The organism is Streptomyces sp. ACA25 (genome assembly GCF_028200735.1).
In the GTDB taxonomy this organism is placed as follows: domain Bacteria; phylum Actinomycetota; class Actinomycetes; order Streptomycetales; family Streptomycetaceae; genus Streptomyces.
Genome location: NZ_JAQKPV010000004.1, coordinates 261,213 through 287,678, shown reverse-complemented (window position 1 = coordinate 287,678; position 26,466 = coordinate 261,213). Strand labels below are relative to the sequence as shown.

The following is a 26,466-nucleotide window of genomic DNA, read 5'->3' as shown; positions in this document are numbered from 1 at the left end:
GCCGGGGCTTCGCAGGTCCGGGCGTACCGGGGGGGTCGGCGTCAGTACGCCCTCCTCGGGACGACGGACAAGGAGGCCGCGGTGTCCGGAGTCGCACCGGCGAAGACCCGCGCGACCTGAGCCTCATTGCCGACCGGCCACCGCGCCGGCGACAGCCCCACCCGACCCGCCGCCGCTCACGAGAGGGGCCCTGGATCCACGACTGGGTCCAGGGCCCTCCCGGATACCGGCACCTCACCAGTGCTCCTGACGGGATTCGAACCCGCGCCGAGTAGGCGAGCGTGGAAAACGCGCTTCCCTGCCGGGGGTTCGGGACTGCAGGCAGTCCCTCGTTGAGGTTCCCCAACCCTGGGGCTTTTGACCGACCAGGGCCCGGTCCCGGTGCATCCGCAACCATCTCGCCATGACGCCGTCAACGTTTTTCAGCCGCTCTGTCCACTGAGCTACAGGAGCTGGTCCTCGCCCTCCCGATTCATCCGCCTTCCCCTGTCAAGGGGCAGGCGGAGGGCACTGGGTGGCCGAAGGCGCCGCTCATGCCCCGCAGCCTATCCCCTCCGCTTCGGCCGGCCGAAGCGGAGGACGCGAACTGGTCTCTCCGTGTTTCGCACCTCGTGAGCTCCGCCCGATCCAGCGAGCGAACCGGGTGCGGGCCGTGCGCGAGCCGGGCCGCTGCCCGTCCGGCCCCGGCCTGGCGCCCTCGATCGTCATTTTGTACTCTTCAAGAACAAAGTGGTTCCGCCCGCTCCCCGACCGTTGCGGGCGGGGCCGCTCTGCTACCACCACCTCGTCTGGAGCCCGCCCCATGCCCGTCCACCTGACCGCCCGCGCGCTGCTGCTGGACATGGACGGCACCCTGGTCAACTCCGACGCGGTGGTGGAGAGGGTCTGGCGGGGCTGGGCGGCCGGGCACGGGCTGGACGGCGACGAGGTGCTGAAGGTCGTGCACGGACGGCAGGGCCACGCCACCATGGCGGCCCTGCTGCCGGACCGGCCGGCGGAGGTCAACCACGCCGAGAACCGGCGCCTCCTCGCCCAGGAGACCGCTGACCTGGACGGCGTCGTCGCCATCCCCGGCGCGGCACCCTTCCTGGCGGCCGTCGAGAACCTGCCGCACGCACTGGTCACCTCGGCCGACCGCGCGCTGGCCGCGGCCCGGATGGCCGCCGCCGGTCTGCGGATGCCCGGCATCCGTATCACCGCGGAGTCGGTCAGTGCGAGCAAGCCCGACCCGGAAGGCTTCCTCAAGGGCGCGGCCGAGCTGGGCGCCGACCCCGCCGACTGCCTCGCCCTCGAGGACTCCCGGGCCGGCATCGCGGCCGCACGGGCCGCGGGCATGCGGGTCATCGGTGTCGGGCCCCGGGCCGCCGCCCTGGACCCGGACGTGGCCGTCCCGCACCTGGAGGGCATCGGCGTCGAGCCGCTCGCCGACGGCGGTTTCCGGCTGCACCTCGGCGGCTGACGGGCGCGGCCCGTACCGCGGGCCCCGCACACGACCGGCGAGACCAGGAAGACCCGCTGCGAGCAGGGCCTTCGTCCGGACGCGCGCCGCCCCCTTGATACCTTGTGCGCCATGCGGAAACGCCGGATATCAGACATCGGGCCCGGAACGGCGGCCCGGGACGGCGCGCGGAGCAAGGTCGTGCGTGACGCGCTCGGCATCGGTGTCGCGACCGGCACCTACGGGCTGTCCTTCGGCGCGCTGGCCACCAGCGCGGGACTCTCGCTCAGCCAGACCTGCGCCCTGTCCCTCCTGATGTTCACCGGCGCCTCGCAGTTCGCCTTCGTCGGAGTCGTCGCCGCGGGCGGCGCACCGCTGGCCGGCGCCGCGACCGCCGCCCTGCTCGGCACCCGTAACGCTCTCTACGGGCTGCACCTGTCCCCGCTGCTGCGCGTCCGGGGGGTGAAGCGGCTCGGCGGCGCCCACCTGGTGATCGACGAGAGCGCCGCCATGTCGCTCAACGCTGCCTCCCGTCCGCTGTCCCGGCTGGGCTTCTGGACCGCGGGCCTCGCGGTCTTCGCCTGCTGGAACCTCGCCACCCTGCTCGGCGCGCTCGGTGCCCACCTGCTGTCCGACCCGGCCGTGTTCGGGCTCGACGTGGTCGCGCCGGCCGCCTTTGTCGCGCTGATGGCCCCGCGGCTGCGCTCCGGGGAGGCATGGCGGGCCGCGGTGCTGGGAGCCGGGGTCGCACTGGTTCTCCTGCCGGTCACGCCGGCCGGGGTGCCGGTGCTGCTGGCCGCCCTGGCCGTGACGGGCCTGGCGGCCTGGAGCGTGCGCGGAGAGCGGCGGCCTTCGGGCCGGCAGGCCGGCGGGCACCCGCACGGCGCAGCGGCGGAGGAGGACCGGTGATGCTGTGGTCCGCCCTCCTCCTGGCAGCCCTGGTCTGCTACGCCCTCAAGCTGGCGGGGCTGTCGGTGCCCGACCGGGTACTGCAGGACCCGCGGGTCCGGAAAGTCGCGGCGCTGCTGCCGGTCGCCCTGCTGGCGGCGCTGGTCGTCACGCAGACCTTCGCCACCGGGCAGCAGCTGACGCTGGACGCCCGCGTGGTGGGCGTCGGGGTGGCCGTCGTCGCCGTCCTGCTGCGCGCCCCCTTCCTGGCCGTCGTCGGCCTCGCCGCCGGGGCCGCGGCGCTGGTCCGGCTGCTCGCCTGAGCGAGCCGGCCCGGCCCCGGTGCCCGTGTGCGCACCGGGCACCGGCGGTCCGCGCGGCCGGTCAGCCGGTGAGGGCCTGGTAGATGTTGAGCGAGGCCATCATCAGCATCGCGCCGGCCGCGACTCTGGTGAGCAGGTGCAGCGGCACCACCCGCAGCAGGGCCCGGCCACCCATGATGCCGAGGGCCGCCACCGTCCACAGTGCCGCCACCGATCCCAGCGCCACCGACAGCGGGTCCTGGTAGTGGGCGGTGAAGTTGGCCATCATGATCTGCGACATGTCCCCGAACTCCGCGACCAGGATGATCCCGAAGCTGGTACCGGCCACCTTCCAGAAGGACTGTCCGGCGGGTTGCCGGTGCCCGTCCCCGTCGCCGTCCCCGTCCTCCTTGCGGAACAGCAGCAGCGCCGCGCCGGTGAGGAAGAGCGCGGCCACCACCACCCGGAGCAGGCGGTCCGGCAGCAGCGTCAGCAGACTGCCGGCGCCCACGGACAGCGCCACGTGCAGCACGAACGCCGTGGCGGCACCCGCGAACACGTAGGAGGGCCGGAACCGGGTGCTGAGCATCAGCCCGGCCAGGGTCGTCTTGTCGGGCAGCTCGGCAATGACGATCAGGCCGAAAACCACGGCCACGGCGGTGAAGTCGATCAAGGTTCCTCGCTCGGTCGGGCCGTGCCGAGGAACCGCGGGGAAGCGCACACTCCGGCACGGCAGCGTCCAGGACACTGCGGCCGAAGGTCTCGCTGGCGGACGTTCCCGTCCGCTCCGGGCGCCGGGCCCGCCGCACGCGGCGGGCCAGTATGTCGACGGTCCGGCGAAGAGCTACTCCCCTTCAGACGGCGGCCATCCTACGGGACGGCCCGGCGGGGGCGGAGGGCGGCTGACGTTTCCTGCGACGGCGCGCGCCGGGCGGGCGGCAACCGGACGGGTGCCGCCCGGCCCGGGAGCGAGGCTTTGGTCAGCAGGTCACCGCGGCAAGGCCGGATCCCCGGCGAACGGCACCGTGAAGCACGCCGCCCGGGGGCCCGCCTCGCCTGGTGCGTGGCCGTCCGCGCCGTGCGAGGTCTCCCGCTCGTGCAGCACCACGGAGGCCGCGCCGCCCGCCCGGAACGTCCACTCATGATGCGAGACGGCGGTGCCGTGGCCGCGGGCGTCGGCCCGGAAGTCCAGCCAGACCTCGTTCTCCGGATTGGCCGAGGCGGAGTCGTCCCCCTCCACGTGCTGGTAGTGCGGGCCGGAGTCCGCCGGATCCGGGCCACAGGGGCGGGTGTGCACGTGGGTGCCGAACGCGTGGCCCGGGAGCACTCCGCGGACCGACAGCTCGATGGCCATTTCCCCGTCCGTGATCCGCTGCGCGACCTCCACCTCGGCCCCGGCGGGCACCAGCTCCCGGTCGTAGGTCACCGCTGCCGGGGCGAGGACGGTGGCGGGCGGGGCGAACTGGCCCGAGGCCCGGAGCCAGAAGCTCCCCGCCTCCGCGGTCGTCCCCCCGGCTCCCGTCCCGGCGAGCACCGCCGCCATCGCCGTACCCACTGCCGCAGTCCACATCGCGTCCTTCTTCCCTCAGGTCGGCCACACGTGGGCCCGGGCCGTACCCTCCGGCCGGGACCGGCTACCACCCTGCCCACCGGGCGGAAGACATGCGCGGCCCGCGCACCCACATGCCCCATCCGGGGTACGCGGGCGTAGGCTGTACGGCGGAACGCCTGAGCCGTGCGCCCGCACCTTTTCCGAAGTGGCCCAGTCGTACGCGAGGCCGGAGAACGACTGCCGGGGAAACGGGGAGCACGTGCTGGAGACCTTGGGGGTGCTGCTGTACGCCCCGTGGATTTACCTGGTGGTCGTGCTGTCCGTACTGCTGGACGTGTTCGTTCCGCTCCTGCCCAGCGGGGTCGTGGTCGTCGCCGCGGCCACCCTGGCCGCCGGTACGGCGGCGGACGCCGCCGGTTTCCCCGCCCCGGTCGCCGGAGCGCACCTCCCGGAGCTCGCGCTGCTGGTGCTGTGCGCCACCACCGCCTCCATCCTCGGGGATCTCGCGGCCTACCGGCTGGCCCTGCGGGGCGGGCGGCGCTTCGACAGCGCCATCGCCCGCTCCCGCCGGCTGTCCACCGCCCAGCTGCGGATCGGCTCCGCGCTCGCCCGCGGCGGCGGCGGGCTCGTGGTGCTGGCGCGCTTCGCACCGGCCGGGCGGGCGGTCGTCAGCCTGGGCGCGGGAGCCACCCACCGCCGGGCCAAGGACTTCCTGCCGTGGTCCGCGCTGGCCGCAGTGGTGTGGACGGGCTACAGCGTGGGCGTCGGCTATCTCGGCGGCCAGCTCCTGGGTGCCGGCTGGGTCAGCACCGGACTCTCCGTCCTGGCGCTGCTCGGCACCGGCTTCCTCGCGGCCCGGATGCTGCGCCGCCGGCCCTCCGCCGCACCCGCGTAGGTACCCAGGCGGGAATGGGTGTGCGTACTCATGCCCGGGGCCCGGCCCCGGGCCATGCTGCGGGCATGACTTCTCCCCTGCAGAAACCACCGACCACCGCCTTCGTCGCGCAGGCCGCCCTCGCCTTCGGTATCGCCCTCGTCGCGATGGTCTACGGAATCATCATGCTGCCGCTGGGCACCTGGGAGCGCGGTTACCTCGCCCTGGGGCTGGTCTTCCTGACCTCTTCGACCTTCACGCTGGCCAAGTGCGTCCGCGACCGGCAGGACATCACTCAGGTCACCACCCGGGTCGACCAGGCCCGGCTGGACAAGCTGCTCTCCGAACACGACCCCTTCGAGGTCAAGATGTAGCGCCACTGCCGCGTGCGCCGGGCCACGGCCGGGCGTGCGCGGGCGCTCTGCCAGGGTCCTCCCGGGCAGTCCGGGGAAACATCCGAGGAAAAAGAGAGTGAAGAGCGGGAAACCGGGAAGAACACTGTGTTCGGGGAATATGACCACTGTCACGCGAACAAGTGCCCGCAGACCGCCTCGAGTGTCGGTTCTGCCCGTACTCTTGCTGTATGCCCACCACTCCAGACCGCGAGGACTCCCGCCCGGACGCCGAACAGGCGAACGAGGCGATCCGCCGGTATGTGCAGGCCCACGGCTCCCGGCCTTGGGGCGAGGAGGAGCGCGCGGAACTCCAGCGGCTCCGCTCGGTATGGCTGCGGGCCATCCAGAACAACGTCCGGGCCGCAGCCTGACCCTTCCGCGCCGGCTGACCGCGTACCTCCGCCGCCCCGTCGACGGAAAAGGCGCTGCGCCCACGGCCGAGCCGTGCCCGCAGCGCACGCCCGGCGCAAGAGCTGTCCGAGCTGCCCGCAAGTGCGGTTGTAAGGGTGGGCGCAGACGGGATCGAACCGCCGACATCTTCCTTGTAAGGGAAGCGCTCTACCGCTGAGCTATGCGCCCGGAGCAGGACCGGCACCAGCCTACATCGCCCCGCCTGCGCTCCCGTCCGGCCCCGACGAGGGGCCAGGGGGGACAGCCCCACCCCGGCCGGGCGGGCTGCCGGATTCCGCCGGGCCCTCCGCGGCTCCTACCGTGAGCGGCACACCTCGGAGCCGATCACGGGAGACACCGGTCATGGCGAAGCGCACCGCACCGTCCGTTCTGCTGCTCGCCGGAGCCGTGCTGCTCGCCACGGGCGCCGTCTCGGCGTGCGGTGTGCAGGAGACGCACGACATCTCCGGCGAGCAGCGCGCGTTCCCGCTCGCCGCCGGAGAACTGGTCATCGACTCCGGCAACAGCCGGATCGATCTGATTCCCGACGACGGTCTGGACGGCGAGGTCGGCGTCACCCGCTGGTTTCAGGCCCGCAAGCTGACCGGCGACACCGGCATCAGCTGGTCCATGGAGGGGAACACGCTCAGTCTGCACACCACCTGCCGCGGCATGATCGCCCGGTGCGAGGCGCGCCACGAGGTACGGGTGCCGGCGGACGTGGAAGTGCGAGCCGAGGCCCGGAACGGACAGCTGAACGCCTCGGGCTTCACCGCGGGGCTCGACCTGACCACCCGGAACGGGCCCATCGACGTCGCCGGGAGCAGCGGGCCGCTGACGCTCAGCAGCCGCAACGGCTCCATCGAGGTTGCCGGCACCGAGGGGCCGGTCTCGCTCAGCAGCCGCAACGGCGGGATCACCGCCACCGGCATGGGATCCGACCGGGTCAGCGCGGACAGCCGCAACGGCCGCATCAGGATGACGATGGACCGCGCCCCGTCCCTGGTCGAGACCGACAGCCGCAACGGTCGTACCACCATCGAGCTCCCGGACGGCAGCTACCGGGTCAGTACCCGGACGGACAACGGGAAGGTGGAGGTCAGCGTCCCGCAGGACGAGGGCAGCGCGCACCGGATCAGCACCCGCAGCAGGAACGGGGACATCACGGTGCGCAGCTCCGGCTGACGCGGCCGTGTCCCCCCGCTCCCCCGGATGGAACAATGGCACCGGATCGTCCGGGATCTCGTCGGCGGGGAGAGGGAGCACGTGACAGCGACACGCACCGTGAAGGATCTTGCGGCATGGGCGCTGCTGCCTCTGCCCGTGCTGCTGGCCTTCGCGGTGAGCCTTCCCGGATCGTTCGCCGGTGGCGGTACCCGCCGCTGGGGCCGCGGGCGGGCCGAGGACCTGCGGGCCGAGGCCCAGGAGGCCAAGGACGGTGCGGCGGCCGCTTTCTACGAGCTCGACACCGCGCAGCGCGACCTGCGCATCTCGATCGAGACGATCGCCGCGGTCGACGACTCACCGCAGGCGGCGAAAACCGGTGCGGACTTCGCCGCCTTCGGCGAACGCATCGACCGGGTGAGCCACGAGTACATCCAGGTGATGGACGCCCATGACCTGGACAGCGGGAATCTGGACGCCACCGCCGCCTCCCGGGCCCGGCACGACCTGAGCCGGATGCGGGACGAGCTGCTCCGCACCAAGGTGGACCTGGAGCGGTTCGCTCACAGTCTGGGCCCGTTGCTGGAGCAGGCCGAGACTCAGCTGGCCCAGGTGGCCCCGGCCGTGGAGCGGGCCAAGCAGTCCCTGCTGGCCGCCACCCAGGCCCTGGACACGGTCCGTGCGGCCCGGCTGCAGGCCGACGAGCTGGCGGCCTCGCTGGCCGCCCTGGCGCCGGAGCTAACCCGGCTGAACCAGGGTGCGGCCCGGCACGGGGTCAAGGCGACCGTGCAGCGTGCGGAGGAGGTGCGGCGCCGGGCGGAGGCGCTGCGGGCGGAGGCCGAGCAGCTTCCGCGGCGGGCCGGGGAGATCGACCGCCGGCTCGCCTCCCTGCGGACGAGGGCGCAGGCGCTCACCACCCGGGCCGGCCAGGTGGATCCGGTCCTCAGCGAGCTGCGCCGCCGGTTCAGCGCGGCCTGCTGGCAGGACCTGCAGCGGGTACCGGAGGAGGCGGCGGAGTCTGTCCGGCAGGCGGAGGAGACCCTCCGCGAGGCGCAGCGGGCCCGGGACGAGCAGCGCTGGACGGACGCGACGGCCCGGCTGACGACGGTGCAGACCCTGCTGGGCCGGACCGACGAGTCGGTGTCGGCGGCCGGCGAGCGGCTGCAGCGGCTCAACGAGGTGTCCTTCGATCCGAAGAAGGAGATCGACCGGACGCGCTTCGCGGTACGGGACGCCCAGCGGCTGGCGATGGCCGGGCGCAGCGTCCCCGAGCCGCGGCACGCGCAGCCGCTCGACGCGGCGGTGGAGCGGCTGGACCGCGCCGTGGGGGTGCTGGAGCGCGGCGGGCGCAATCCGGACTACTGGCAGTTCCTGATGGAGGCCCAGGCGGTACGGGGCATGGTCGCCGCGGTCGTCGAGGACATCCGGGGCGGCCGCTCCTGAGCGCGGCCGGTTACTCTGCTGCCATGCCGCGATACGAGTTCCGCTGCCGCAGCTGCGGCAGCCAGTTCGAGCTGAACCGTCCGATGGCCCAGTCGGGCGCCCCCGCGACCTGCCCGCAGGGTCATGAGGACACGGTGAAGCTGCTGTCCACGGTTGCCGTCGGCGGCGTCTCGTCCGCTCCGGCGGCTGCCCCGGCCGGGGGCGGCGGAGGCTGCTGCGGGGGCGGTTGCTGCGGGTGATCCGGCCCGTGTAGGGCAGCGGCTCACGGGTACGCGGCAGGGAACGTACGCGTACGTGAGGAGGTCGCTGTGCCCACTCCCCCTGAGACGGAACGCGAGCCCCGGGTTCCCGATGCCGGGGTCCGCGGTCTCCTGCAGCAGGCGAACCTGGACGAGCACCTGCCCGCCGACCACCGGCTGAGCACCGTCTACCGCAGCGGCGCCGGGCTGATGGGGCTCATCCTGATCGTGTTCGGGGTCCTCGGGTTCACCCAGAACCTTGACTTCTTCGACACCGGGGACGAGACGGTTCTCGGTCTGCAGACCAACGGCGCGCTGAGCGGGCTGTCGGTGACCGTGGGTGCGCTGCTGCTGTTCGGCATGGTCAAGGGCGGCAACTTCGCGTCCACGTTGAACATCGTCATCGGCGGGGCCTTCGTGCTGAGCGGCTTCGTCAATCTGGCGGTGCTCGAACGCGACAGCCTGAACATCCTGAACTTCGAGATCCAGAACGTCCTGTTCAGCTTTGTGACCGGGGTGATGCTGCTGATGTTCGGCCTGTACGGCCGGGTCAGTGCCCGCCTGCCGCACGACAACCCGTACTGGCAGGCTCGGCATCCGGATCTGGCCGGTGAGGAGCAGCGGATGCGTGAGGAGGCGGCGGCGCAGCAGCGGGAGCTGATGAACCGGCGGCGTGGCGGAGCATCGCGCGAAGTACCTCCTCCCCACAACTGACGCCCTGCCCGGGCAGGGCCGTGACGTGCGGTGCGCTCCAGCCGACGGCGGCGAGTTCGCCGTGGCCGGGGCGCCAGCCGTGGTCCGCGGCGAGCAGCAGGTCGGCGTCGAGAAGGGAGTCGCCCGCGGTGAGGATCTCCCCGGCGCCGCTGCGCCGGGCCACCTCGGCGAGTGCGGCGCTCTTGGTCAGCGGCCGGGGAACCGCGTAGAGCTTGCGGCCCTGCAGGGAGACCCTCCAGCCCCGGGGTTCCGCCCAGGCTGCGAGCTCGGTGGCCCATTCCGCCGGGAAGCGGTCGCGGTCCAGCACGAGGTAGCAGAACAGGTCCTCGGCGGTGCGGGCGTTCAGCAGCCAGTCGGAGCCTGCGGTGCTCCGCATCCGGTCGCGGATCTCCGGCAGCGGTGCGCAGTCGGCCGCCAGCGTGCGGCGGACCCCGCGGTGCCAGTCGTGGTCGGTCTCACCGCGGACCAGGAGGTGGCCACCGTTGGCGCAGATCGCGTACTCCGGAACGGGAACGGGCAGGCTGATCCGGTGGTACTGCTCGCGGGTGCGGGTGGTGCAGGGGACGAAGACGGTACGGGCCGCGAGGTCGGCGAGCAGCGCGGCGGCGGTCTCGGTGAGGTAGGACAGCGGCTTCCCCCGGTAGACCTCGACGCAGAGCAGCCGGGGGGCGTCGGCATCGGGCATGCCGAGCGCGAGAGCTGCCGCGGAGTAGATGAGGGTCCGGTCGAGGTCGCTGCCGACCAGCACGGCGGGCTGCGGTGCGGCCGGCGGCTGCTGCGCGGGCGGCCCGGGCGCGGTCATCGGGCCGCCTTTCCGTCGGCGCCGGTGGCGCCCCTGGTGTACCGGGGATGGATGAGGCCGACGCAACTGTAGGGCAGCTCGTCGGTCTCTTCGACGGGCACGCCGCGCTGCGCGGCGAGCAGCCGTATGTGGTCGAGGTCGGCGCCGGTGCCCCGGCGTGCGAGGACGCGCCAGGGGACGCGGCGCAGCAGGACCCGGGTGGTCTCGCCGACGCCGGGCTTGACGAGGTTGAGGTCGCCGATGCCGTACTCCTCGCTGATCCTTTCCACGGCCTGCCGGCCCGCCCAGGTGGCGGTCCGCTCGCCCGGCGGTGGGGGCGGGTCGGGTGTGGTGGTGGGGAAGTGTGCGGTGACGGCGTCCAGGAAGTGCCCGGAGACGTCCGCTCCGGCGAGTTCGCGGTAGTACTTCGCCCCGTGGAACTGTCCGTCCCGGACGAGGTCGGCACGGAGGACGGTGCGGGAGACGAGCCCGGAGACGGTGGAGTTGAGGCAGGCCGAGGGGATGAGGAAGTCCTCCCGGGTGCCGTAGGTGGTGACGCAGGCCCCGGGGTCGGCGAGGACCACCAGCGAGGGGTCGAAGCCGGGTTCGGGGCGCAGGGCTTCGGTGAGTTCGCGGGCGATGGCGCCTTTCCCGGTCCACCCGTCGACGAAGACGGTGTCGGCGGGGTCGTGGTGGGTGGCGAGCCAGCGCAGCGCGGCGGTGTCGATGCCGCGGCCCCGGACGATGGACACGGCGTAGTGCGGCAGGTCGAGCCCGTGCGCGTGCTGGGCCCAGCGGCGCATCAGGACGCCCACCGGGGTGCCGGCGCGGGCGAGGGAGACCAGGACCGGGCCGGACCGGCCGCGGGGCCGGCCTGCCGGGTGCCGGTCGGCCAGCACCATGTCGGTCACGGTGGCGACCGCGCGGGCGATCCGGGGGGCGGAGGCGTCCAGCGCGCTGTGGAAGAGCCGCTGGTACTCCGCGCTGGGCTGGTACTCGACGGGCAGCGATTCGGCGTAGTGCGCGCCCCCGCGCTGGATGGCCTCCTCGCGTTCCTCGGTGGGCGCTTCCAGGGTGACGTGCGAGAGGTCCTGCAGGAGCCAGCCGACCTCGTCGGGGGCGTAGGAGGAGAAGTGCGGACCGCGCAGCGGGTGCGGGGCGCCGTGCGGGACGGGCGCGTGGGGCGGGCCGGTCGCCGGGAGCGTGCGACGGGGTGCGGTGGCCGGGCGGGGCTCCGGGACGTGGCAGGGCAGGACGGTCAGCAGCAGGTGCGCGGTGTGTGCGGCAAGCCGGTCGGTCAGGCCACCGGGGGCGTGCAGGGCAGGGGTGTCGCCGGCGGAGTCGGTGACCAGTACGACGGCGTCCCAGCCGCCGTCCGCGACGTTGTACGCGTAGCGGGGTCCGGGACCGTCGGCGGGGTCGTCGTGGGCGGGGAAGGTCAGGCCGGTGCGGATCGCGTAGCCGGGGTCGTCGACGGGCAGCGCCGGCGAGCGGCTGGTGGTGGAGAAGAGCACCTCGGTCCGCTCTCCGTGCCGGTGCTCCAGGGCGGCGGCGAGCCGCAGCGGCGTGTACATCAGTTCCTCGGTGCCCAGGACGAGGATCCGCCGGGCGGTGCGGGGCAGGGTGGCGGCGAGCCGGTCGGCCATGGCCGGCAGCGCGGCTTCCAGGCGTGCCCGGTGGGCGGGGGTGAAGCCGTGCCGGCCGCCTTCGGGGAGGCGGGCGGGCCAGCCGAGGTCCACCCGCTGTGCCGCCGGGCGGTCGGTGTCCGCGGAGCGGGACCGCCCGGCGGGGCGGTCGGTGTCCTCCAGGGGCTGGTGGGCGGTCACCAGTGCCGCGGCCCGGTCCAGCACCCCGTCCGGGAGGTGCACGGTACCGGAGGCCAGGGCGACGACGTCGGCCCGGACTCCGAGCCCGGCCGCCCACTTGTCCAGGCCGGCGGCGTCCTCCGGGGTGCGCAGGTCGACGAGCGCGGCGACGACGTACCGCTCCCGCGGCCACTGCCGGTGCAGCGCCTCGACGGTGTTGCGGACGGTGCGGCCGGTGGACAGTTCATCGTCGACGAGCACCAGGGGGCCCGTCCCGGCGAGCAGTTGCGGGTCGGCGGGCAGCAGCAGGTGGGAGGTGGCGTGGCTGTGCTCCTCCTCGAAGCCGCCGACCGGCCCGATCCCGGCCACCGGCCGGCGGGTGGAGTGCAGGTAGGGGGCGCTGTCGAGCCGGTCCGCCACGCAGTGGCCCAGTGCGGTGGCGGTCTCCGCGTAACCGAGAACCACGGCCCGTCCGGCGTCCTCCCCGAGCGCCTCGCGCACCAGGGAGCCGAGCGCGTCGCCGGCGGCGCGGACGGCCGCCGGCCGCTGCGGCACGTGCTTTCCGAGCACGGGCGACACCAGGAGCTGCGCCCGTTTGGCGTTGCGCCGAAGGGCCAGGCCCAGCAGCTCGCGCAGCCCGGCTCCGTGCAGGCGCACGCCGAGCCGCTCCCCGACCCAGTCCCCCGTCCAGGGTGCTCCGGGCCGGGTGCCTCCGGGCGTGCGGGGTGCTGTGGAGCCACCGGTGACGGGGATCTGCTGCCCTCGGTGGCCGCTGGGGTTCTCGTTCCGGTTCATGCGTGCTCGCTCACGGTGACGTCCTCGGCAAGGCCCGCCGACAACAGGTCGACGTAGTCCACGCCCGGGCGGGTGACCCCGAAGACCGCGGCCCGGCGCGTGATCCGCTCGGCCCAGGCCCGGTGGGGTTTCACCTCGTTCATCTTGTTGGTGTAGGCGGAGCGCAGTACTCCACCGCCGTCCGGCCCGGTGCGCAGGATGTCCGCGGCGTCGCTGAACTCCTCGTGCGTGACGACGGAGAGGGCGTGGACCGGTGCCACGTGGGTGGGGTGGATGCAGGTCTTGCCCTGAAGGCCGTTGGCACGGTCGAGTTCGATCTCCTGCAGCAGGCCGTCCATGTCGTGCTCGATGAGCGCGGTGCGCAGGCTCTCGGCGCCCCGGCCGCTGAACGGGCTGCGGCGCAGCTGAGGCTTGAACATCCTCTCCTGCGGGCGGAAGTACTCCCACACGGGCCCGGCGACGACGTGGCCGGTCCCGTCGGCCCGGCCGAAGACGTTGACGACATCGGCGATGACGGAGGCGACCAGGTGCACGTCGTAGGCCGTCACGTCGGGGGTGCGGCGCAGCCCGTAGGCGGAGCAGAAGTCGGTGACGCCGATACGTACCGCGGGTATTCGCTCCCGGTACTTGTCGGCCAGCCGGGCCGCCGCGACCAGCGCCTCGGCGCGGGTCTCCAGGTGCAGCAGCTCGGGGGACTCCAGTACCGGCATGGCCAGCAGCCGCCGGCCGCACCCGACCTCGGCGGCGGTGAGCGCCTCCAGGAACGCCGGTCCGGTGTCGGCGGTGAACTTGGGAAGGACGTAACCGGCGAGCAGCTCCGCGTGGCTGCCGAGACGGCTGGTCAGGTCGGTGATCTGCCGGGGGTCGCGCACCCGGATGAACAGCAGGGGCAGCTCGTCCGGTGGTGCCTGCCCGCGCAGTCTGCCGAACTGGCGGATCAGGTTCTGCTCGGCGCCGGGGACTTCGGCCTCGCTGATGGAGTCCTCGAGGCAGAGCACCATGGATACCACGCCGCGGGCGGCCTGTTTGCGGATGTCCGCGGCGAGCCGGGGGCGGGTGGCGGGGCTGTAGAGAGTGGCGCCGAGGGCGGTGCCCAGGGTGACCAGGTCGGAGTCGAGAGAGAACTCGGCCGGCTCCTGGTGGAAGAGCGAGCGCCGTTCCGCTGCCGTGAGCTGCCCGTAGTGGCGCATGTGCTTCCCCTGGTGCGATTGTTCCGCGGGGCCGGCGGCAGCGCGGTCCCAGCGGATTATCGTACGGGCGAGCGTGTTGCGGCGTGATGAAGGCGGCGCGGCCCCGGCATGTCGGCTTTCCGGCCACCCCGGTCCCCGCCGTCTCCCCGGCCTAACTGCGCAGCCTGCTGGGCTTGTAACCGCGCCCCCAGGACAGGCCCCAGCCGTAGAGCCGGTCGATCTCGGACTGGAACCCGTAGACGTACTTCACCTCACGGCGGGCGATCAGCTCACCCTTCTCGTGCTCGATCATCACCACCGCGCAGGAGCGGGCCTGCGGGAAGGGGTCGGTCAGGCCGATCTCGATGTGCTCGCCGTTACTGGCGATCAGGGTGACGACCACGTCCGCCCGCGCGAAGGCCGGGGTCCCCTCGTAGATGTAGACGAAGACGAGGAGCCGCTTGAAGGTCTCGGCGTGGTCGAGGTTGACGTATATCGTCTCGCCGGAGGACGTGCCGAAGCGGTCGTCGCCGCTGAGCTTGATGTGCGGCGGGGAGTTGAAGTCCCCGGTGAGGCCGCCGAGCGGCTGCACCACACCCTTGGTGCCGTCCGCGAGTTCGTAGAGGCAGGCCAGGTCGAAGTCCACATCGACGAGGCCCTGCGTGTGGGCGGTCACCTCGGCCGGCTTCAGCAGTTGCAGCGGGTGCCGCCACGCGTTCAGCCGCCGGTGGCTGCCCGCCCCCATCTCGTTGCTGCGGAGCCGCCAGGCGAGGTTGATCCGCATGGTGCCCGTGGAGGCGCCCTCCTTGGTCAGCGAGAGCTGCGGAGCCCGCTTGGTGAGCTCCACCGCGTAGCTGGACGAACCGCCGATGGTGTCGAACTTCCGTACCGGCGCCCTGCTGCGCCTCCAGTTGTCCCACAGGGACGCCATGCCGCCCAACCCCTCCCGCACATCCCGGAACACCGACCGCTCCGGCGGGGCGGGCGCTCCGGCCCGCCCCGCTACGTAGACTTCCGCATTCGCCCCGTGTTCACACCCCGGTGGGCACGGCGGGCTTGTCCGCGGTGCCTCCGGAATCCTCCTGCTTGAGCTCCGCCCGGTTGTGCCGCACCGATGACCAGAACGCGGCGGCGATCAGACCGACCCCGAAGAGGCCGGTGACGACCTCCGGCAGGTGCCAGCGGATGCTGACCAGCAGCATGATGGCGAGGGCGCCGATCGCGTAGTGCGCGCCGTGCTCCAGGTAGCGGTACTCGTCGAGCGTGCCCTCCCGGACCAGGTAGATGGTCAGGGACCGGACGTACATGGCACCGATACCGAGCCCCAGCGCCATCCAGAAGATGTGGTTGGTGATGGCGAAGGCCCCGATGACCCCGTCGAAGGAGAAGGACGCGTCCAGCACTTCGAGATACAGGAACAGGAAGAAGGCGGCCTTGCCCGCCAGACCGACGGCGGTGGGCTGCCGGCCGGCGCGCCGCGCGGCCTCCTCCGCCTCGGCGTCACGCTCGTCGTCCTCCTCGATCCGCTTCTCGAAGAACCCGGAGAGCCCGCCGACGAACAGGTAGGTGAGCAGTCCGGCCAGTCCGGCGAGCAGTACCGTGTCGGTCTTGTCCGCGTGGGTGCCGCCGTGCTGGTACGCCTGCCCGGCGATGGTGGTGGCGGTGAGCAGCAGCGCGGTGAGCGCGACGCCGACCGCGAAGGAGTCGATCTTGCCGAGCCTGGCCAGGGGCCGCTCCAGCCAGGCGAGCCACTGGATGTGCCGCTCCTGGAATATGAAGGTCAGGAAGATCATCAGCAGGAACATGCCGCCGAAGGCCGCGATGGACGGGTGGGCGTCGGTGACCATCTCGGTGTAGGTGTCCGGCTCGTCCAGGGCCAGCCGGACCGCCTCGATCGGGCCGACCCCCGCGGTGATCGCCACGATCGCGACGGGGAAGACCAGGCGCATGCCGAAGACCGCGATGAGAATGCCGATGGTGAGGAAGATCTTCTGCCAGAAGGCGTTCATCTTCTTCAGGATTCCGGCGTTGACCACCGCGTTGTCGAAGGAGAGCGAGATCTCCAGCACCGAGAGGATCGCCACGACGGCGAAGCCCTGCCAGCCCCAGAAGTAGTAGGCAGCAGCAAGCCCGACGCCGGTGACGGCGAAGGACCAGCCGAAGGTCTTGAGAATCACGGAGCGTTCCTGTCTCCAGCGCGGGTGATCGCGCACTCACACCACCGGCGCCGCGCTGCTCCTCCTCACTCGGGGTGAGGGGAGAACACGACGCCGTGGCTGCGGATGGTCAGACGTTCAGACGTTCACGCCGAAGTCCAGCGCGATACCGCGCAGACCGGAGGCGTATCCCTGGCCGATGGCGCGGAACTTCCACTCCGCGCCGTTGCGGTAGAGCTCACCGAAGACCATGGCGGTCTCGGACGAGGCGTCCTCGCTGAGATCGTAGCGGGCCAGCTCGTTGCCGTCCGCCTGGTTGATGATGCGGATGTACGCGTTGCGGACCTGGCCGAAGTTCTGCTGCCGGGCCTCCGCGTCGTAGATGGACACCGGAAAGACGACCTTGTCGACCTCGGGTGACATCGTGGACAGGGAGACCTTGATCTCCTCCTCGTCCTCGTCGTCACCACCGGCTCCGCCGACCAGCTCGTCTCCCATGTGCTCCACGGAGCCGTCGGGGCTCTTCAGGTTGTTGAAGAAGATGAAGTGCTGGTCGCTGATGACCTTGCCCTGGGCGTTGGTCAGCAGCGCACTCGCGTCCAGGTCGAAGTCCGCGCCGGTGGTGGCACGGGCCTCCCACCCGAGGCCCACGGTGACGGCGGTCAGGTTCGGGGCCTCCTTCGTCAGCGAGATGTTGCCGCCTTTGCTGAGGCTGACTCCCACGGGTCCTCCAGAAGTTCCTTGAGGGGCTTCGGACGGGCCCCAATATGCCATTGCGCTGCACCACCGGGAGAACGAGGCGGGAGGGGGCGATGTTCCCGGGCCGGCGTACCGGTCAGGCGTCCAGCGTCCGCAGCGCCTTGGCGTACTCGGTCAGGTCGCGGGCGTCGGCGAGCCCGTTGACCACGGTCCAGCGCACCACACCGTCCCGGTCGATGATGAAGGTGCCGCGCACCGGGCAGCCCTTCTCCTCGTCGAAAACCCCGTAGGAGCGCGCCACTTCACCGTGCGGCCAGAAATCGGAGAGCAGCGGGTAGTCCAGCTGCTCCTGATCGGCCCAGACCCGCAGCGAGAACCGCGAGTCGGTGGAAACGGTCAGCAGCTGCACGTCCTCATTGGCGAAGGTGGGCAGCTCGTCACGGAGCGCACACAGTTCTGCGGTGCAGACACCCGTGAAGGCGTATGGGTAGAACACCAGAACCACGTTCTTGGCACCGCGGAACTCGCTGAGGGTGACTGCCTCGCCGTGCTGGTTCCGGAGCGTGAAATCGGGGGCCTCGGTGCCGGGCTCGATCACCATGGAAGAGCTGCCCTCTCATCTGTCGTCGTCTCGCCGCAGGTGTTCGCGCGGCCCCTGAGGAGCCGGGTCCCGGCCCGCACCCCGGGGCACCACGCTCCAGAGTACGCCGCGGCCCCCGGCGGCGCTGCTGCCGCCGGGGGCCGGTGAGATGCGGGGACGTTACTTCTTGCCCGCCGTCTTCGGAGTGACCAGCCGGCTGCCCGACCAGTCCTTGCCTGCGTTGATGCTCTTGGTCTGCGCCAGGCCGGCGGTCTTCGCCGCCTCGCCGATCTCGCTCGGCTCGACGTAACCGTCCCGGCCGGTCTTCGGCGTCAGCAGCCAGACCGGTGCCCCCGGGTCGATCATCGTCGTGGCATCCACCAGCGCGTCGGTCAGATCGCCGTCATCCTCTCGGAACCACATCACGACGGCATCGGCGAGGTCGTCATAATCCTCGTCAACGAGCTGCTGGCCCGTGAGGGCCTCGATCCCGTCGCGGAGCTCCTGCTCGGTGTCCTCACCGTATCCGAGCTCCTGGACCACCTGCCCGGGCTGGAAACCCAGCCTTACGGCCGGGTTGGTCCGCTCCTCCGCGTGGTCCGCGGTCGCGCTCACGGATGGCCTCCTGTCGTGGGTTGAAGAATAGGGTGCGCCCGCGGGAACGCGAGCTTGAGCCGTAGTCCACACGGGCTGAGCGGATCACGCAAGTACCGGAAGCCCGAGCCCGCACAAACATTGACTTTGCGGCCCACAAGGCACCCGGTCACGTGATCTGTGCCACATTCTGCTCCTCCGGGAGCCCGCTCTCAACCCGAACGGCGATCCGGGGCCGGTGACCGGCGCACCCACCGGCCCCCTCGCGCCGGAACCGGGTGGGCGTACGCTTGCCGGTCGGCCCGGACCCCGGGCCCTGCCACCCGGCTGCCGCGCCGCCACGGACACGGCCGTCTCACCAGGCGGGTATTACCGCCCGGTAGAGATGACGTTTCGCTTCCTGAGGTACACGATGGAGGGTGGCGCGACACCAGAGAGCATGACCCCTCACAGTGAAGGAACAGCGTGGCTTCCGGATCCGATCGCAACCCGATCATCATTGGCGGCCTTCCCAGTCAGGTCCCGGATTTCGATCCCGAGGAGACCCGGGAATGGCTCGACTCGCTCGACGCCGCAGTCGACGAGCGCGGGCGTGAACGCGCCCGCTACCTCATGCTCCGCCTGATCGAGCGGGCCCGCGAGAAGCGGGTCGCGGTCCCGGAGATGCGCAGCAGCGACTACGTCAACACCATCGCGACCAAGGACGAGCCGTTCTTCCCCGGTGACGAGGAGGTCGAGCGCAAGATCCTCAACGCCACCCGCTGGAACGCCGCCGTAATGGTCTCGCGCGCGCAGCGCCCGGGCATCGGGGTGGGCGGGCACATCGCGACCTTCGCTTCCTCCGCCTCGCTCTACGACGTGGGCTTCAACCACTTCTTCCGGGGCAAGGACGAGGGCGACGGCGGCGACCAGATCTTCTTCCAGGGACACGCCTCGCCGGGCATCTACGCCCGCGCCTTCCTCCTGGACCGGCTCAGCGAGCCCCAGCTGGACGGCTTCCGGCAGGAGAAGTCCAAGGCGCCCAACGGCCTGTCCAGCTATCCGCACCCGCGGCTGATGCCGGACTTCTGGGAGTTCCCGACCGTCTCGATGGGCCTCGGCCCGCTGGGCGCGATCTACCAGGCCCGGATGAACCGCTACACGCAGGCGCGCGGCATCGCGGACACCTCCAAGTCGCACGTGTGGGCGTTCCTCGGCGACGGCGAGATGGACGAGCCGGAGTCGCTGGGCCAGCTGTCCATCGCGGCCCGCGAAGGGCTCGACAACCTCACCTTCGTCGTCAACTGCAACCTGCAGCGGCTCGACGGCCCGGTGCGGGGCAACGGCAAGATCATCCAGGAACTGGAGTCCGCCTTCCGCGGCGCCGGCTGGAACGTGATCAAGCTGGTCTGGGACCGCTCCTGGGACCCGCTGCTCGCACAGGACCGGGACGGCGTGCTGGTCAACAAGCTCAACACCACGCCGGACGGGCAGTTCCAGACGTACGCCACCGAGACCGGCGCGTACATCCGGGACCACTTCTTCGGCAGCGACCAGCGGCTGCGCACGATGGTCGAGAACATGACCGACGACCAGATCCTCCATCTGGGCCGGGGCGGCCACGACCACCGCAAGGTGTACGCGGCCTACAAGGCGGCCAAGGAGCACAAGGGGCAGCCGACGGTCATCCTCGCGCAGACCGTCAAGGGCTGGACGCTCGGGCCGAACTTCGAGGGCCGTAACGCGACCCACCAGATGAAGAAGCTGACCGCCGAGGACCTCAAGGGCTTCCGTGACCGGCTGCACCTGCCGATTCCGGACAAGGACCTGGAGAGCGGCGCCCCGCCGTACTACCACCCGGGGCCCGACTCCGCGGAGATCCAGTACATGCACGACCGGCGGAAGCAGCTGGGCGGCTACGTACCGACCCGGGTGGACCGGTCCAAGCCGCTCCAGCTGCCGGGCGACAAGGCGTACGCGGCTGTCCGGAAGGGGTCCGGGCAGCAGGAGATCGCCACCACGATGGCGTTCGTCCGGCTGCTGAAGGACCTGATGCGGGACAAGGAGATCGGCAAGCGCTTCGTGCCGATCGCGCCCGACGAGTACCGCACCTTCGGCATGGACTCGTTCTTTCCCTCGGCCAAGATCTACAACCCGCTGGGCCAGGTCTACGAGTCCGTGGACCGGGAGCTGCTGCTCTCCTACAAGGAGTCGCCCACCGGCCAGATGCTGCACGACGGCATCACCGAGGCGGGCTGCACCGCGTCGCTGATCGCCGCGGGCTCCTCCTACGCCACGCACGGCGAGCCGCTGATCCCGATCTACGTGTTCTATTCGATGTTCGGGTTCCAGCGCACCGGCGACCAGTTCTGGCAGATGGCCGACCAGCTGGCGCGCGGCTTCGTCCTGGGCGCGACGGCCGGCCGCACCACGCTGACCGGTGAGGGCCTGCAGCACGCGGACGGTCACTCCCAGCTGCTCGCCTCCACCAACCCGGCCTGCGTCGCCTACGACCCGGCCTACGGCTTCGAGATCGCGCACATCGTGCGGGACGGTCTGCGGCGGATGTACGGCGAGAACGCCGAGAACGTCTTCTACTACCTGACCGTCTACAACGAGCCGATCAAGCACCCGGCCGAGCCGGAGAACGCAGACATCGAGGGCATCCTCAAAGGGCTGCACCGCTACCGGCAGGGCGAGCAGGGTTCCGTCCCCGCGCAGATCCTCGCCTCCGGGGTCGCCGTGCCGTGGGCTTTGGAGGCCCAGCGGCTCCTCGCCGAGGAATGGGACGTCCGGGCCGACGTCTGGTCGGCGACCTCCTGGAACGAGCTGCGGCGCGAGGCGGTCTCGGTGGAGGAGCACAACCTGCTGCACCCGGAGGAGGAGCAGCAGGTGCCCTTCGTGACGCGCAAGCTGCGGGACGCCCAGGGCCCGGTCCTCGCCGTCTCCGACTGGATGCGCTCCGTGCCCGACCAGATCTCCCGCTGGGTGCCCGGCACCTACCAGTCGCTGGGCACCGACGGGTTCGGCTTCGCCGACACCCGGGGAGCGGCCCGCCGCTTCTTCCACATCGACGCCGAGTCCATCGTGCTCGGCGTGCTCACCGAGCTCGCCAAGGACGGCAAGGTGGACCGGTCGGTGCTGAAGCAGGCGATCGACCGGTACCGGCTGCTCGACGTGACGGCTGCCGACCCCGGCCCCGCGGGCGGCGACGCCTGAGCCGCGGGACGGCCATGCCGTCCCGCCGCAGTGCTGTGCCCCGGCGCCCCCGCACGCTGCGGGGGGCCGGGGCACAGCCCGTGGCGGCCCCGCCTCCCACGGCAGGGCTTCCGGTGGCGCGGCACTAGGGTGCCGGTATGACTGAGCGGACCGCCCCCGGCACCCGGGGGAGCGCCACCGACGCCCCCACAGGCCCCGGGGACCGCCTGCTGCCGGGCGGACGGGACGACACTCGCAGAATGCGCTGGGAGCGGCGCACCGAGAGCCCTCTGCTGCTGCTGGCCGTCCTGTTCGGTGTCGCCTACGCGGTGCCCATCGTGATGAGCGACGCCGACCCGCTGCTCCGCCAGGTCTGCCGGCTGACCGAATGGGCGGTGTGGGCGGCTTTCGCGGTGGACTACGCGGCCCGGCTGTGGCTGGCGGAGAACCGCAGACTGTTCGTGCGCACCCACCCCTTCGCGCTGGCCGCCGTCGCGCTTCCGCTGCTGCAGCCCCTGCGGCTGCTGCGACTGGTGTCCGCCCTCATGCTGGCCGGACAGCGCGCCCGGATGGCCTCCCAGATGCAGCTGACCAGCTACGTCGCCGGATGCTGCGCCGGGCTGCTGATGTTCGGCTCGCTGGCTGTGCTCGAGGTCGAGCGCGACATCCCGGAGTCCAACATCCACAGCCTCGGGGACGCCGTCTGGTGGGCCTTCACCACCATGACCACCGTGGGCTACGGCGACACCGCGCCGACCACCGGCCTCGGCCGGCTGCTGGCCGTTGCCCTGATGCTGTCCGGTATCGCCCTGCTCGGTGTGGTCACCGCCAACATCGCGGCCTGGTTCATCTCCCGCTTCGAGGAGGACGCGTCCCGCGCCCAGGAGCGCTCGGCCGCCCTCACCGAGCTGACGGCCGAGGTGCGGGCGCTGCGGGCGCAGGTCGCCGGGTTGTCCGCCGGCGGCAGCGGCCCGGACTCCCCCGCCCCGGTAGCGGCTCCGGGGCGCCCGGGCGCACCGCGAGACCCCGCGGAGGCCGGCTCCCCCGGCAGCGGGCCGGGGGCCGCCGGGCCGGCCGGCAGCTGAACAGCGGCGGACAGCCGGAGCCAATCACCACCCGGCGTGCTTATCATGCGTGAATAGTGCGAAATCACCGTTCGGCTCGCTCGGCCTCCCTCCTCACCGCTGCCCGGCGGATGCTGCTGCCCCTGGCAGTGGTCCTGGCCGTGCTGGCCACCTCGGGCTGGATCACCCGCACCGAGAGTCCGGCGCCGGGCACCTGGACCGCTGAGCTGCAGGGCTGGCAGCGGCACGCGCTCGCGGGCGTCCCGCTCGCCGACGCCGACGCCCCGCCCCAGGAGATCGCCCAATTCTTCGGCACTCTCGGTCACCGCAAACAGCTGCTGCTCGCCGAGCGGTTCCCGCTGGTCGTCGGCAACCTCGACGGGGCGCCGGCCGAGGTGCGGTACGCGGCGAACCGGCACGCCCTGCTCCGGGCCCGCGCGCAGGAGCGGGAGCGGATGCGGGACGAGCGGCTCTCCCCCGCCGGCCAGCACGAGGCGGGCCGCCGGATGCACCGCTTCGACTCGCTGCTGCGCGATGACCGGCAGATCCTTGCCTTCGACCCGCACGGCCGGGGCCGGGCCGCCGAAGTCTTCGGCGACCTGGACCTCGCGCGGCGGATCTCCGTCGTGGTCCCCGGAGTGGACACCGACCTGCTGACCTTCGAGCGCACCCGTCTGAAGTACCGGGCCCCCTCGGGGATGGCCGAGGCACTGCACGAGGAGCAGCAGGCGACGCGCACCGCGGGGAACACCGCGGTGATCGCCTGGGCCGACTACACCAGCCCGCGCGGGGTCGGGGTGGCGGCCGCCACCGGGGACCTCGCCAAGGAGGGCGCGGAGCGGCTCGCCGACACGGTCCGGGGACTTCCGGGCGAATCCACCGTGGCGCTTTTCTGTCACTCCTACGGCTCCGTGGTGTGCGGTCTCTCCGCCGAGCGGCTCCCCGGCCGGGTCACCGACATAGCGGTGTCGGGCAGCCCGGGCATGCGGGTCTCGCACGCCGGGGAGCTGGGCACGGACGCCCGGGTGTGGGCGGCCCGGGCCGGGAACGACTGGGTCGGTGACCTGCCGCATCTGGCCGTCGGGCCGCTCGGCCACGGCATCGACCCGGTGCACCCGTCGTTCGGTGCCAGGCGGCTCGGGGCCGGCCCCACGGGCGGCCACGCGGGCTACTTCGTGCCGGGCAGTGACAGCCTGCGCAACTTCGCCCGGATCGGCGTCGGGGACCTTGACGCGCTGCGGTGGGACGCGGACATGGCGTACTGCGCTCCGGAGGGGCCGATGGGGCGCTCGGTGTGGAATACCCGGCACATCCCTGCAGAGCGCCGTACACACGTCAGCGTCGGCGCATACGATGACTCGCATGGGTGATGTGCTGGCCGGAATCCACTCCTCCTGGGAGTTCGACACCGACGCCGTGCTCATCCGCTTCGAACGGGGTATACGCACGCCGAAGCTCTTCCACGTGCTGGGTGAGCGCCGCATACCCTACGAGGCGTTGAGCTCCGTCGAACTGACCCCCGGCCCACGCCGGGGCACCGTGGCACTGCGCGCCGTTCCGCGGCCGGGCGCCGATCCACTGCTGGACGCGGCCGGGGGACAGCTGCGGGAGGCCGTCGACCCCTACCGGCTGGTGCTGCCGGCCGAGCGGGAGGCCCTCGCCGCCTACTACGCCACCGAGCTGCAGTCGGCCCTGGGCCGCGACGCCGACCTGGACGCCGGGTACTTCATGGTCCCGGCCCCCACCGCTCCGCTGCACTTCAAGGCTTTCGACGGCAAGGTCAGCTTCGACGGCAAGGTGGTCTCGTTCCGCTGGTTCTGGACCGGGGCCTCCTCCGCCAAGTGGAAAGCCGGCGACCAGTCGTTCGCGGTCAGTGAGCTCGCCGGAGTGGACTGGCGTTCCCCGGAGGCCGCCGACGGGCATCTGCGGCTGATCCGCCGCGGCCCGGACGGCAAACCCGAGGAGAGCGACTCCGGCGAGCCGGCCGACCAGAATCCCGCCGCGGTCGTCTTCGGGCTCGGATACGGGCTGGTGCACGAGTCGCTGCCACTGGCCGCGAGTGTCCTGGAGGCCGTGCAGGCGTCCGAGGAGGACCCCTGCTTCCCGCACCCGGACAGCGTGCGCGACGCCCGCGCGGATCCGGCCGATATCGCGGAACGCATCCGGCACCTGGGCGACCTGCACACCGCCGGGCTGCTCACCCGCGACGAGTTCACCGAGAAGAAGCGCGAACTGCTGGCCGAGCTCTGACCGTGCTCCGGTACCGCGGAGCGGCCGGCCGGGGCGGCAGTGGCGATCCGGCCGGCGGCGTCAGTCCCGGGGCTTGCGCTTCCGCCGGGACAGCTGGCCCCACCAGCCGTCCCCGGGCTCGCCTTGCGCACCGTCATCAGGCGCGGGCCGCTCGGGTTCCGGCTCGGCCGGCCCGAGCATCACGCCGGCGGTGGAGCAGGGACGGCAGCGGCCCTGCTCGTCCCAGGCCACCCCGATGCAGCACTGCGAGCACGGCTTGGGACGCTCCCGGACCGGCATCGGCGTCACCACCGCCGGACGGTTGCCGGCCTTGCGCACCGGCGCCGGCACCGACCCGGCCGGCCCCAGGTTCACGTTGCCGATGGAGCACGGCTGACAGCGGCCCTGGGCGTCCCACGCCCGGCCTGTCTGACACTGCGAACACATCATGATCCTGCCCCTTCGGGCCCCCGTCCGCGCAGGGCGGCGGCGTGCGGATCGTATGCCACGGGCAGGCCACTCGGCCACTCCCCCGCCGTGCGCGCCCCTGCTGCGCCCGGCCCGCCCCGGCGCCCCGCCCCCGGTGAAATGCGTCACGTGCCGCTCGGACTCCCGGAGACGCACGGCTCTCAGGGGCGCCCCGGCGCCCGCCGGGAATCGGCGTAGAAGTCGATCTTGCGATCGAGCACGTCGAGGGTGTCCTGGAGCTCGGCGATCCGCTGCCGGACCCCTTCGCGGGTGTCGAGCAGCAACTGCCGGCGTTCCTCGTAGGTGTGCTCGCCCGCCCGGACCAGCTCGGCATAGCGGACCATGTCGGCCACCGCCATGCCGGTCAGCCGCAGCTTGCCCACCAGGGAGAGCCAGTCGAGATCCCGGTTGGTGAAGCGCCGCTGCCCGGTGTGCGAGCGGTCGATGTCCGGCATCAGGCCGATCCGCTCGTACCAGCGCAGAGTGTGCGCGCTGAGGCCGGTCAGCGCGGCCACCTCGCTGATCGTGTAGCGGTCCTGCCCGTCGGGCCGTGGATGCGCGGCCTGTCCGGTCGCGCACCGGTCCACCGGGGCCTGAGTCGTCGTGGGGTCCGTCACCGTCATGTCCCGAACGCTAAGGGCTTGGAGTGCACTCCAAGCAAGCCGTATCCGGCACGTTTTCCGGCCGCGTTAGGCTCGGTGGCATGCAGAGTCTGGCGATGATCGAGGAATGGCCGGTACCGACGGCAGCTGCGGTCGCGGTGCTCGCGGACGGCACGGTGGCGGGCAGCCACGGGCCGACCGGCAGGCGCTTTCCGCTCGCCTCGGTGACCAAGCCGCTCGCCGCCTACGCGGTGCTGGTGGCGGTCGAGGAGGGGGCCATCGAACTGGACGAGCCGGTCGGCCCGCCGGGGGCGACCGTGCGGCATCTGCTCGCCCACACCTCCGGGCTGGCCTTCGACGAGCACCGGACCATGGCCGAGCCGGGTACCCGGCGGCTGTACAGCAACTCCGGTTTCGAGTTGCTGGGCGACCTTGTCACCAAGGCCGCCGGCATCCCCTTCCCGGAATATCTGCGGCAGGCCGTGCTGGAGCCGCTCGGCATGACGGACACCGCGCTGGACGGCTCCCCCGCCAAGGACGGCGTATCCACCGCGGACGACCTGGCCCGCTTCGCGGCCGAACTGCAGGCCCCGCGGCTGCTGGCCCGTCAGACGCTGACGGAGGCGACCGCGGTGACCTTCCCCGGTGTCAACGGGGTACTGCCCGGCTTCGGGCACCAGAAGCCCAACGACTGGGGCCTCGGCTTCGAGATCCGCGGCCACAAGTCCCCGCACTGGACCGGCACCGGCTCCTCGCCGCGCACCTTCGGGCACTTCGGCCAGTCCGGCACCTTCCTGTGGGTGGACCCGGACGCCGAGGCGGCGTGCGTGGCCCTCACCGACCGCGACTTCGGCCCCTGGGCGGGCCTGGTGTGGCCGCCGTTCACCGACGCGGTCCTCGCCGAGCTGGACCGGGACTGAGCCAGGGCCGACCTCCGTCGCGCACACC

At 72.1% G+C, this 26,466-nt stretch carries 26 protein-coding genes, 1 tRNA gene and 1 pseudogene; 15 read left to right on the top strand and 13 right to left on the bottom strand.

Annotated elements, in window-relative coordinates; translation table 11 throughout:
* Positions 1-802: 802 nt before the first annotated feature.
* The 3 genes from PJ985_RS09370 to PJ985_RS09360 all read left to right on the top strand — a co-directional run bounded on the left by PJ985_RS09370 (position 803) and on the right by PJ985_RS09360 (position 2,649).
* A complete protein-coding gene (locus PJ985_RS09370) occupies positions 803-1,459 on the top strand; it encodes an HAD-IA family hydrolase (RefSeq protein ID WP_271683142.1) in 657 nt (218 codons plus the stop codon).
* A gap of 111 nt (positions 1,460-1,570) precedes the next feature.
* On the top strand, positions 1,571-2,347 hold the full coding sequence (locus PJ985_RS09365) for an AzlC family ABC transporter permease (protein WP_271683141.1): 777 nt from the start codon (positions 1,571-1,573) through the stop codon (positions 2,345-2,347).
* Complete coding sequence (locus PJ985_RS09360; RefSeq protein ID WP_271683140.1) at positions 2,344-2,649, top strand: AzlD domain-containing protein; 306 nt, start codon at positions 2,344-2,346, stop codon at positions 2,647-2,649. The genes PJ985_RS09365 and PJ985_RS09360 overlap by 4 nt, the downstream gene beginning before the upstream one ends.
* 61 nt (positions 2,650-2,710) lie before the next feature.
* On the opposite strand, the gene PJ985_RS09355 is transcribed toward PJ985_RS09360, so the two are convergent.
* Positions 2,711-3,301: a TMEM165/GDT1 family protein gene (locus PJ985_RS09355; RefSeq protein ID WP_271683139.1), complete on the bottom strand. Its 591-nt coding sequence runs from the start codon at positions 3,299-3,301 to the stop codon at positions 2,711-2,713.
* 315 nt (positions 3,302-3,616) lie between these two features.
* Positions 3,617-4,198 (bottom strand): superoxide dismutase family protein, encoded by a 582-nt coding sequence (locus tag PJ985_RS09350; protein ID WP_271683138.1) that lies wholly within the window; start codon positions 4,196-4,198, stop codon positions 3,617-3,619.
* A 241-nt stretch (positions 4,199-4,439) separates the two neighbouring features.
* Between PJ985_RS09350 and PJ985_RS09345 the strand changes: the two genes are divergently transcribed.
* From PJ985_RS09345 to PJ985_RS09335, 3 genes are all read left to right on the top strand, one after another.
* Positions 4,440-5,075, top strand: coding sequence for a DedA family protein (locus PJ985_RS09345; RefSeq protein WP_271683253.1), 636 nt, complete (start codon positions 4,440-4,442; stop codon positions 5,073-5,075).
* Positions 5,076-5,140: 65 nt separating this feature from the next.
* Positions 5,141-5,428 carry a YiaA/YiaB family inner membrane protein gene (locus tag PJ985_RS09340; protein WP_271683137.1) on the top strand — a complete coding sequence of 96 codons (288 nt, stop codon included), beginning with the start codon at positions 5,141-5,143 and terminating at the stop codon, positions 5,426-5,428.
* Positions 5,429-5,637: 209 nt separating this feature from the next.
* Positions 5,638-5,820 (top strand): hypothetical protein, encoded by a 183-nt coding sequence (locus PJ985_RS09335; RefSeq protein WP_271683136.1) that lies wholly within the window; start codon positions 5,638-5,640, stop codon positions 5,818-5,820.
* A 136-nt stretch (positions 5,821-5,956) separates the two neighbouring features.
* Here PJ985_RS09335 and PJ985_RS09330 read toward each other — a convergent pair.
* Positions 5,957-6,028: transfer RNA gene (locus PJ985_RS09330), tRNA-Val, on the bottom strand.
* 174 nt (positions 6,029-6,202) lie between these two features.
* On the opposite strand from PJ985_RS09330, the gene PJ985_RS09325 reads away from it, so the two are divergent.
* From PJ985_RS09325 to PJ985_RS09310, 4 genes and pseudogenes are all read left to right on the top strand, one after another.
* Positions 6,203-7,024, top strand: a complete 822-nt coding sequence (locus PJ985_RS09325) for a DUF4097 family beta strand repeat-containing protein (protein WP_271683135.1) — start codon at positions 6,203-6,205, stop codon at positions 7,022-7,024.
* Between the two features lie 81 nt (positions 7,025-7,105).
* Positions 7,106-8,446, top strand: a complete 1,341-nt coding sequence (locus tag PJ985_RS09320) for a hypothetical protein (protein ID WP_271683134.1) — start codon at positions 7,106-7,108, stop codon at positions 8,444-8,446.
* A gap of 23 nt (positions 8,447-8,469) precedes the next feature.
* Positions 8,470-8,685, top strand: coding sequence for an FmdB family zinc ribbon protein (locus PJ985_RS09315; RefSeq protein WP_271683133.1), 216 nt, complete (start codon positions 8,470-8,472; stop codon positions 8,683-8,685).
* Positions 8,686-8,817: 132 nt separating this feature from the next.
* Positions 8,818-9,315 (top strand): annotated as a pseudogene (locus tag PJ985_RS09310) (DUF4383 domain-containing protein); the annotation flags it as partial.
* Here PJ985_RS09310 and PJ985_RS09305 read toward each other — a convergent pair.
* The 8 genes from PJ985_RS09305 to PJ985_RS09270 form a co-directional block, all read right to left on the bottom strand.
* Positions 9,236-10,201, bottom strand: coding sequence for an HAD family hydrolase (locus PJ985_RS09305; protein ID WP_271683132.1), 966 nt, complete (start codon positions 10,199-10,201; stop codon positions 9,236-9,238). The pseudogene PJ985_RS09310 and the gene PJ985_RS09305 overlap by 80 nt on opposite strands.
* Entirely contained in the window at positions 10,198-12,780 is a 2,583-nt protein-coding gene (locus PJ985_RS09300; protein ID WP_271683131.1) for a phosphoribosyltransferase, read from the bottom strand. The genes PJ985_RS09305 and PJ985_RS09300 overlap by 4 nt, the downstream gene beginning before the upstream one ends.
* Positions 12,777-13,970: an HpcH/HpaI aldolase/citrate lyase family protein gene (locus PJ985_RS09295; protein WP_271683130.1), complete on the bottom strand. Its 1,194-nt coding sequence runs from the start codon at positions 13,968-13,970 to the stop codon at positions 12,777-12,779. The genes PJ985_RS09300 and PJ985_RS09295 overlap by 4 nt, the downstream gene beginning before the upstream one ends.
* Positions 13,971-14,121: 151 nt before the next feature.
* Complete coding sequence (locus tag PJ985_RS09290) at positions 14,122-14,880, bottom strand: Tellurium resistance (protein WP_271683129.1); 759 nt, start codon at positions 14,878-14,880, stop codon at positions 14,122-14,124.
* 100 nt (positions 14,881-14,980) lie between these two features.
* Positions 14,981-16,126, bottom strand: a complete 1,146-nt coding sequence (locus PJ985_RS09285) for a DUF475 domain-containing protein (protein WP_271683128.1) — start codon at positions 16,124-16,126, stop codon at positions 14,981-14,983.
* A gap of 117 nt (positions 16,127-16,243) precedes the next feature.
* Positions 16,244-16,828: a TerD family protein gene (locus tag PJ985_RS09280; RefSeq protein ID WP_271683127.1), complete on the bottom strand. Its 585-nt coding sequence runs from the start codon at positions 16,826-16,828 to the stop codon at positions 16,244-16,246.
* Positions 16,829-16,940: 112 nt separating this feature from the next.
* A complete protein-coding gene (locus PJ985_RS09275; protein ID WP_271683126.1) occupies positions 16,941-17,405 on the bottom strand; it encodes a peroxiredoxin in 465 nt (154 codons plus the stop codon).
* A 159-nt stretch (positions 17,406-17,564) separates the two neighbouring features.
* A complete protein-coding gene (locus tag PJ985_RS09270) occupies positions 17,565-17,999 on the bottom strand; it encodes a DUF3052 domain-containing protein (protein ID WP_271683125.1) in 435 nt (144 codons plus the stop codon).
* A 444-nt stretch (positions 18,000-18,443) separates the two neighbouring features.
* On the opposite strand from PJ985_RS09270, the gene aceE reads away from it, so the two are divergent.
* The 4 genes from aceE (at position 18,444) to PJ985_RS09250 (ending at position 24,469) form a co-directional block, all read left to right on the top strand.
* The gene (gene aceE, locus PJ985_RS09265) at positions 18,444-21,176 is read left to right on the top strand and encodes a pyruvate dehydrogenase (acetyl-transferring), homodimeric type (RefSeq protein WP_271683124.1); all 2,733 of its coding nucleotides are present in this window, start codon (positions 18,444-18,446) and stop codon (positions 21,174-21,176) included.
* 239 nt (positions 21,177-21,415) lie between these two features.
* The gene (locus PJ985_RS09260; protein WP_271683252.1) at positions 21,416-22,240 is read left to right on the top strand and encodes an ion channel; all 825 of its coding nucleotides are present in this window, start codon (positions 21,416-21,418) and stop codon (positions 22,238-22,240) included.
* 56 nt (positions 22,241-22,296) lie between these two features.
* Positions 22,297-23,589, top strand: a complete 1,293-nt coding sequence (locus tag PJ985_RS09255) for an alpha/beta hydrolase (protein WP_271683123.1) — start codon at positions 22,297-22,299, stop codon at positions 23,587-23,589.
* Positions 23,582-24,469, top strand: coding sequence for a DUF4429 domain-containing protein (locus PJ985_RS09250; protein ID WP_271683122.1), 888 nt, complete (start codon positions 23,582-23,584; stop codon positions 24,467-24,469). Before PJ985_RS09255 ends, PJ985_RS09250 begins: the two co-directional genes overlap by 8 nt.
* A 60-nt stretch (positions 24,470-24,529) precedes the next feature.
* On the opposite strand, the gene PJ985_RS09245 is transcribed toward PJ985_RS09250, so the two are convergent.
* Positions 24,530-24,823: a hypothetical protein gene (locus tag PJ985_RS09245; protein WP_271683121.1), complete on the bottom strand. Its 294-nt coding sequence runs from the start codon at positions 24,821-24,823 to the stop codon at positions 24,530-24,532.
* Positions 24,824-25,077: 254 nt separating this feature from the next.
* On the bottom strand, positions 25,078-25,539 hold the full coding sequence (locus PJ985_RS09240) for a MerR family transcriptional regulator (RefSeq protein WP_271683120.1): 462 nt from the start codon (positions 25,537-25,539) through the stop codon (positions 25,078-25,080).
* Between the two features lie 80 nt (positions 25,540-25,619).
* Between PJ985_RS09240 and PJ985_RS09235 the strand changes: the two genes are divergently transcribed.
* Positions 25,620-26,438, top strand: a complete 819-nt coding sequence (locus tag PJ985_RS09235) for a serine hydrolase domain-containing protein (RefSeq protein ID WP_271683119.1) — start codon at positions 25,620-25,622, stop codon at positions 26,436-26,438.
* Positions 26,439-26,466: the final 28 nt, after the last annotated feature.

Bases quoted from the DNA above. Each gene is read 5' to 3' on its own strand.
- PJ985_RS09370 (WP_271683142.1), top strand. From the start codon at position 803: ATGCCCGTCCACCTGACCGCCCGCGCGCTGCTGCTGGACATGGACGGC.
- PJ985_RS09365 (WP_271683141.1), top strand. From the start codon at position 1,571: ATGCGGAAACGCCGGATATCAGACATCGGGCCCGGAACGGCGGCCCGG.
- PJ985_RS09350 (WP_271683138.1), bottom strand. From the start codon at position 4,198: ATGTGGACTGCGGCAGTGGGTACGGCGATGGCGGCGGTGCTCGCCGGG.
- PJ985_RS09340 (WP_271683137.1), top strand. From the start codon at position 5,141: ATGACTTCTCCCCTGCAGAAACCACCGACCACCGCCTTCGTCGCGCAG.
- PJ985_RS09335 (WP_271683136.1), top strand. From the start codon at position 5,638: ATGCCCACCACTCCAGACCGCGAGGACTCCCGCCCGGACGCCGAACAG.
- PJ985_RS09325 (WP_271683135.1), top strand. From the start codon at position 6,203: ATGGCGAAGCGCACCGCACCGTCCGTTCTGCTGCTCGCCGGAGCCGTG.
- PJ985_RS09315 (WP_271683133.1), top strand. From the start codon at position 8,470: ATGCCGCGATACGAGTTCCGCTGCCGCAGCTGCGGCAGCCAGTTCGAG.
- PJ985_RS09305 (WP_271683132.1), bottom strand. From the start codon at position 10,201: ATGACCGCGCCCGGGCCGCCCGCGCAGCAGCCGCCGGCCGCACCGCAG.
- PJ985_RS09300 (WP_271683131.1), bottom strand. From the start codon at position 12,780: ATGAACCGGAACGAGAACCCCAGCGGCCACCGAGGGCAGCAGATCCCC.
- PJ985_RS09295 (WP_271683130.1), bottom strand. From the start codon at position 13,970: ATGCGCCACTACGGGCAGCTCACGGCAGCGGAACGGCGCTCGCTCTTC.
- PJ985_RS09290 (WP_271683129.1), bottom strand. From the start codon at position 14,880: ATGGCGTCCCTGTGGGACAACTGGAGGCGCAGCAGGGCGCCGGTACGG.
- PJ985_RS09275 (WP_271683126.1), bottom strand. From the start codon at position 17,405: ATGGTGATCGAGCCCGGCACCGAGGCCCCCGATTTCACGCTCCGGAAC.
- PJ985_RS09260 (WP_271683252.1), top strand. From the start codon at position 21,416: ATGCGCTGGGAGCGGCGCACCGAGAGCCCTCTGCTGCTGCTGGCCGTC.
- PJ985_RS09250 (WP_271683122.1), top strand. From the start codon at position 23,582: ATGGGTGATGTGCTGGCCGGAATCCACTCCTCCTGGGAGTTCGACACC.
- PJ985_RS09240 (WP_271683120.1), bottom strand. From the start codon at position 25,539: ATGACGGTGACGGACCCCACGACGACTCAGGCCCCGGTGGACCGGTGC.
- PJ985_RS09235 (WP_271683119.1), top strand. From the start codon at position 25,620: ATGCAGAGTCTGGCGATGATCGAGGAATGGCCGGTACCGACGGCAGCT.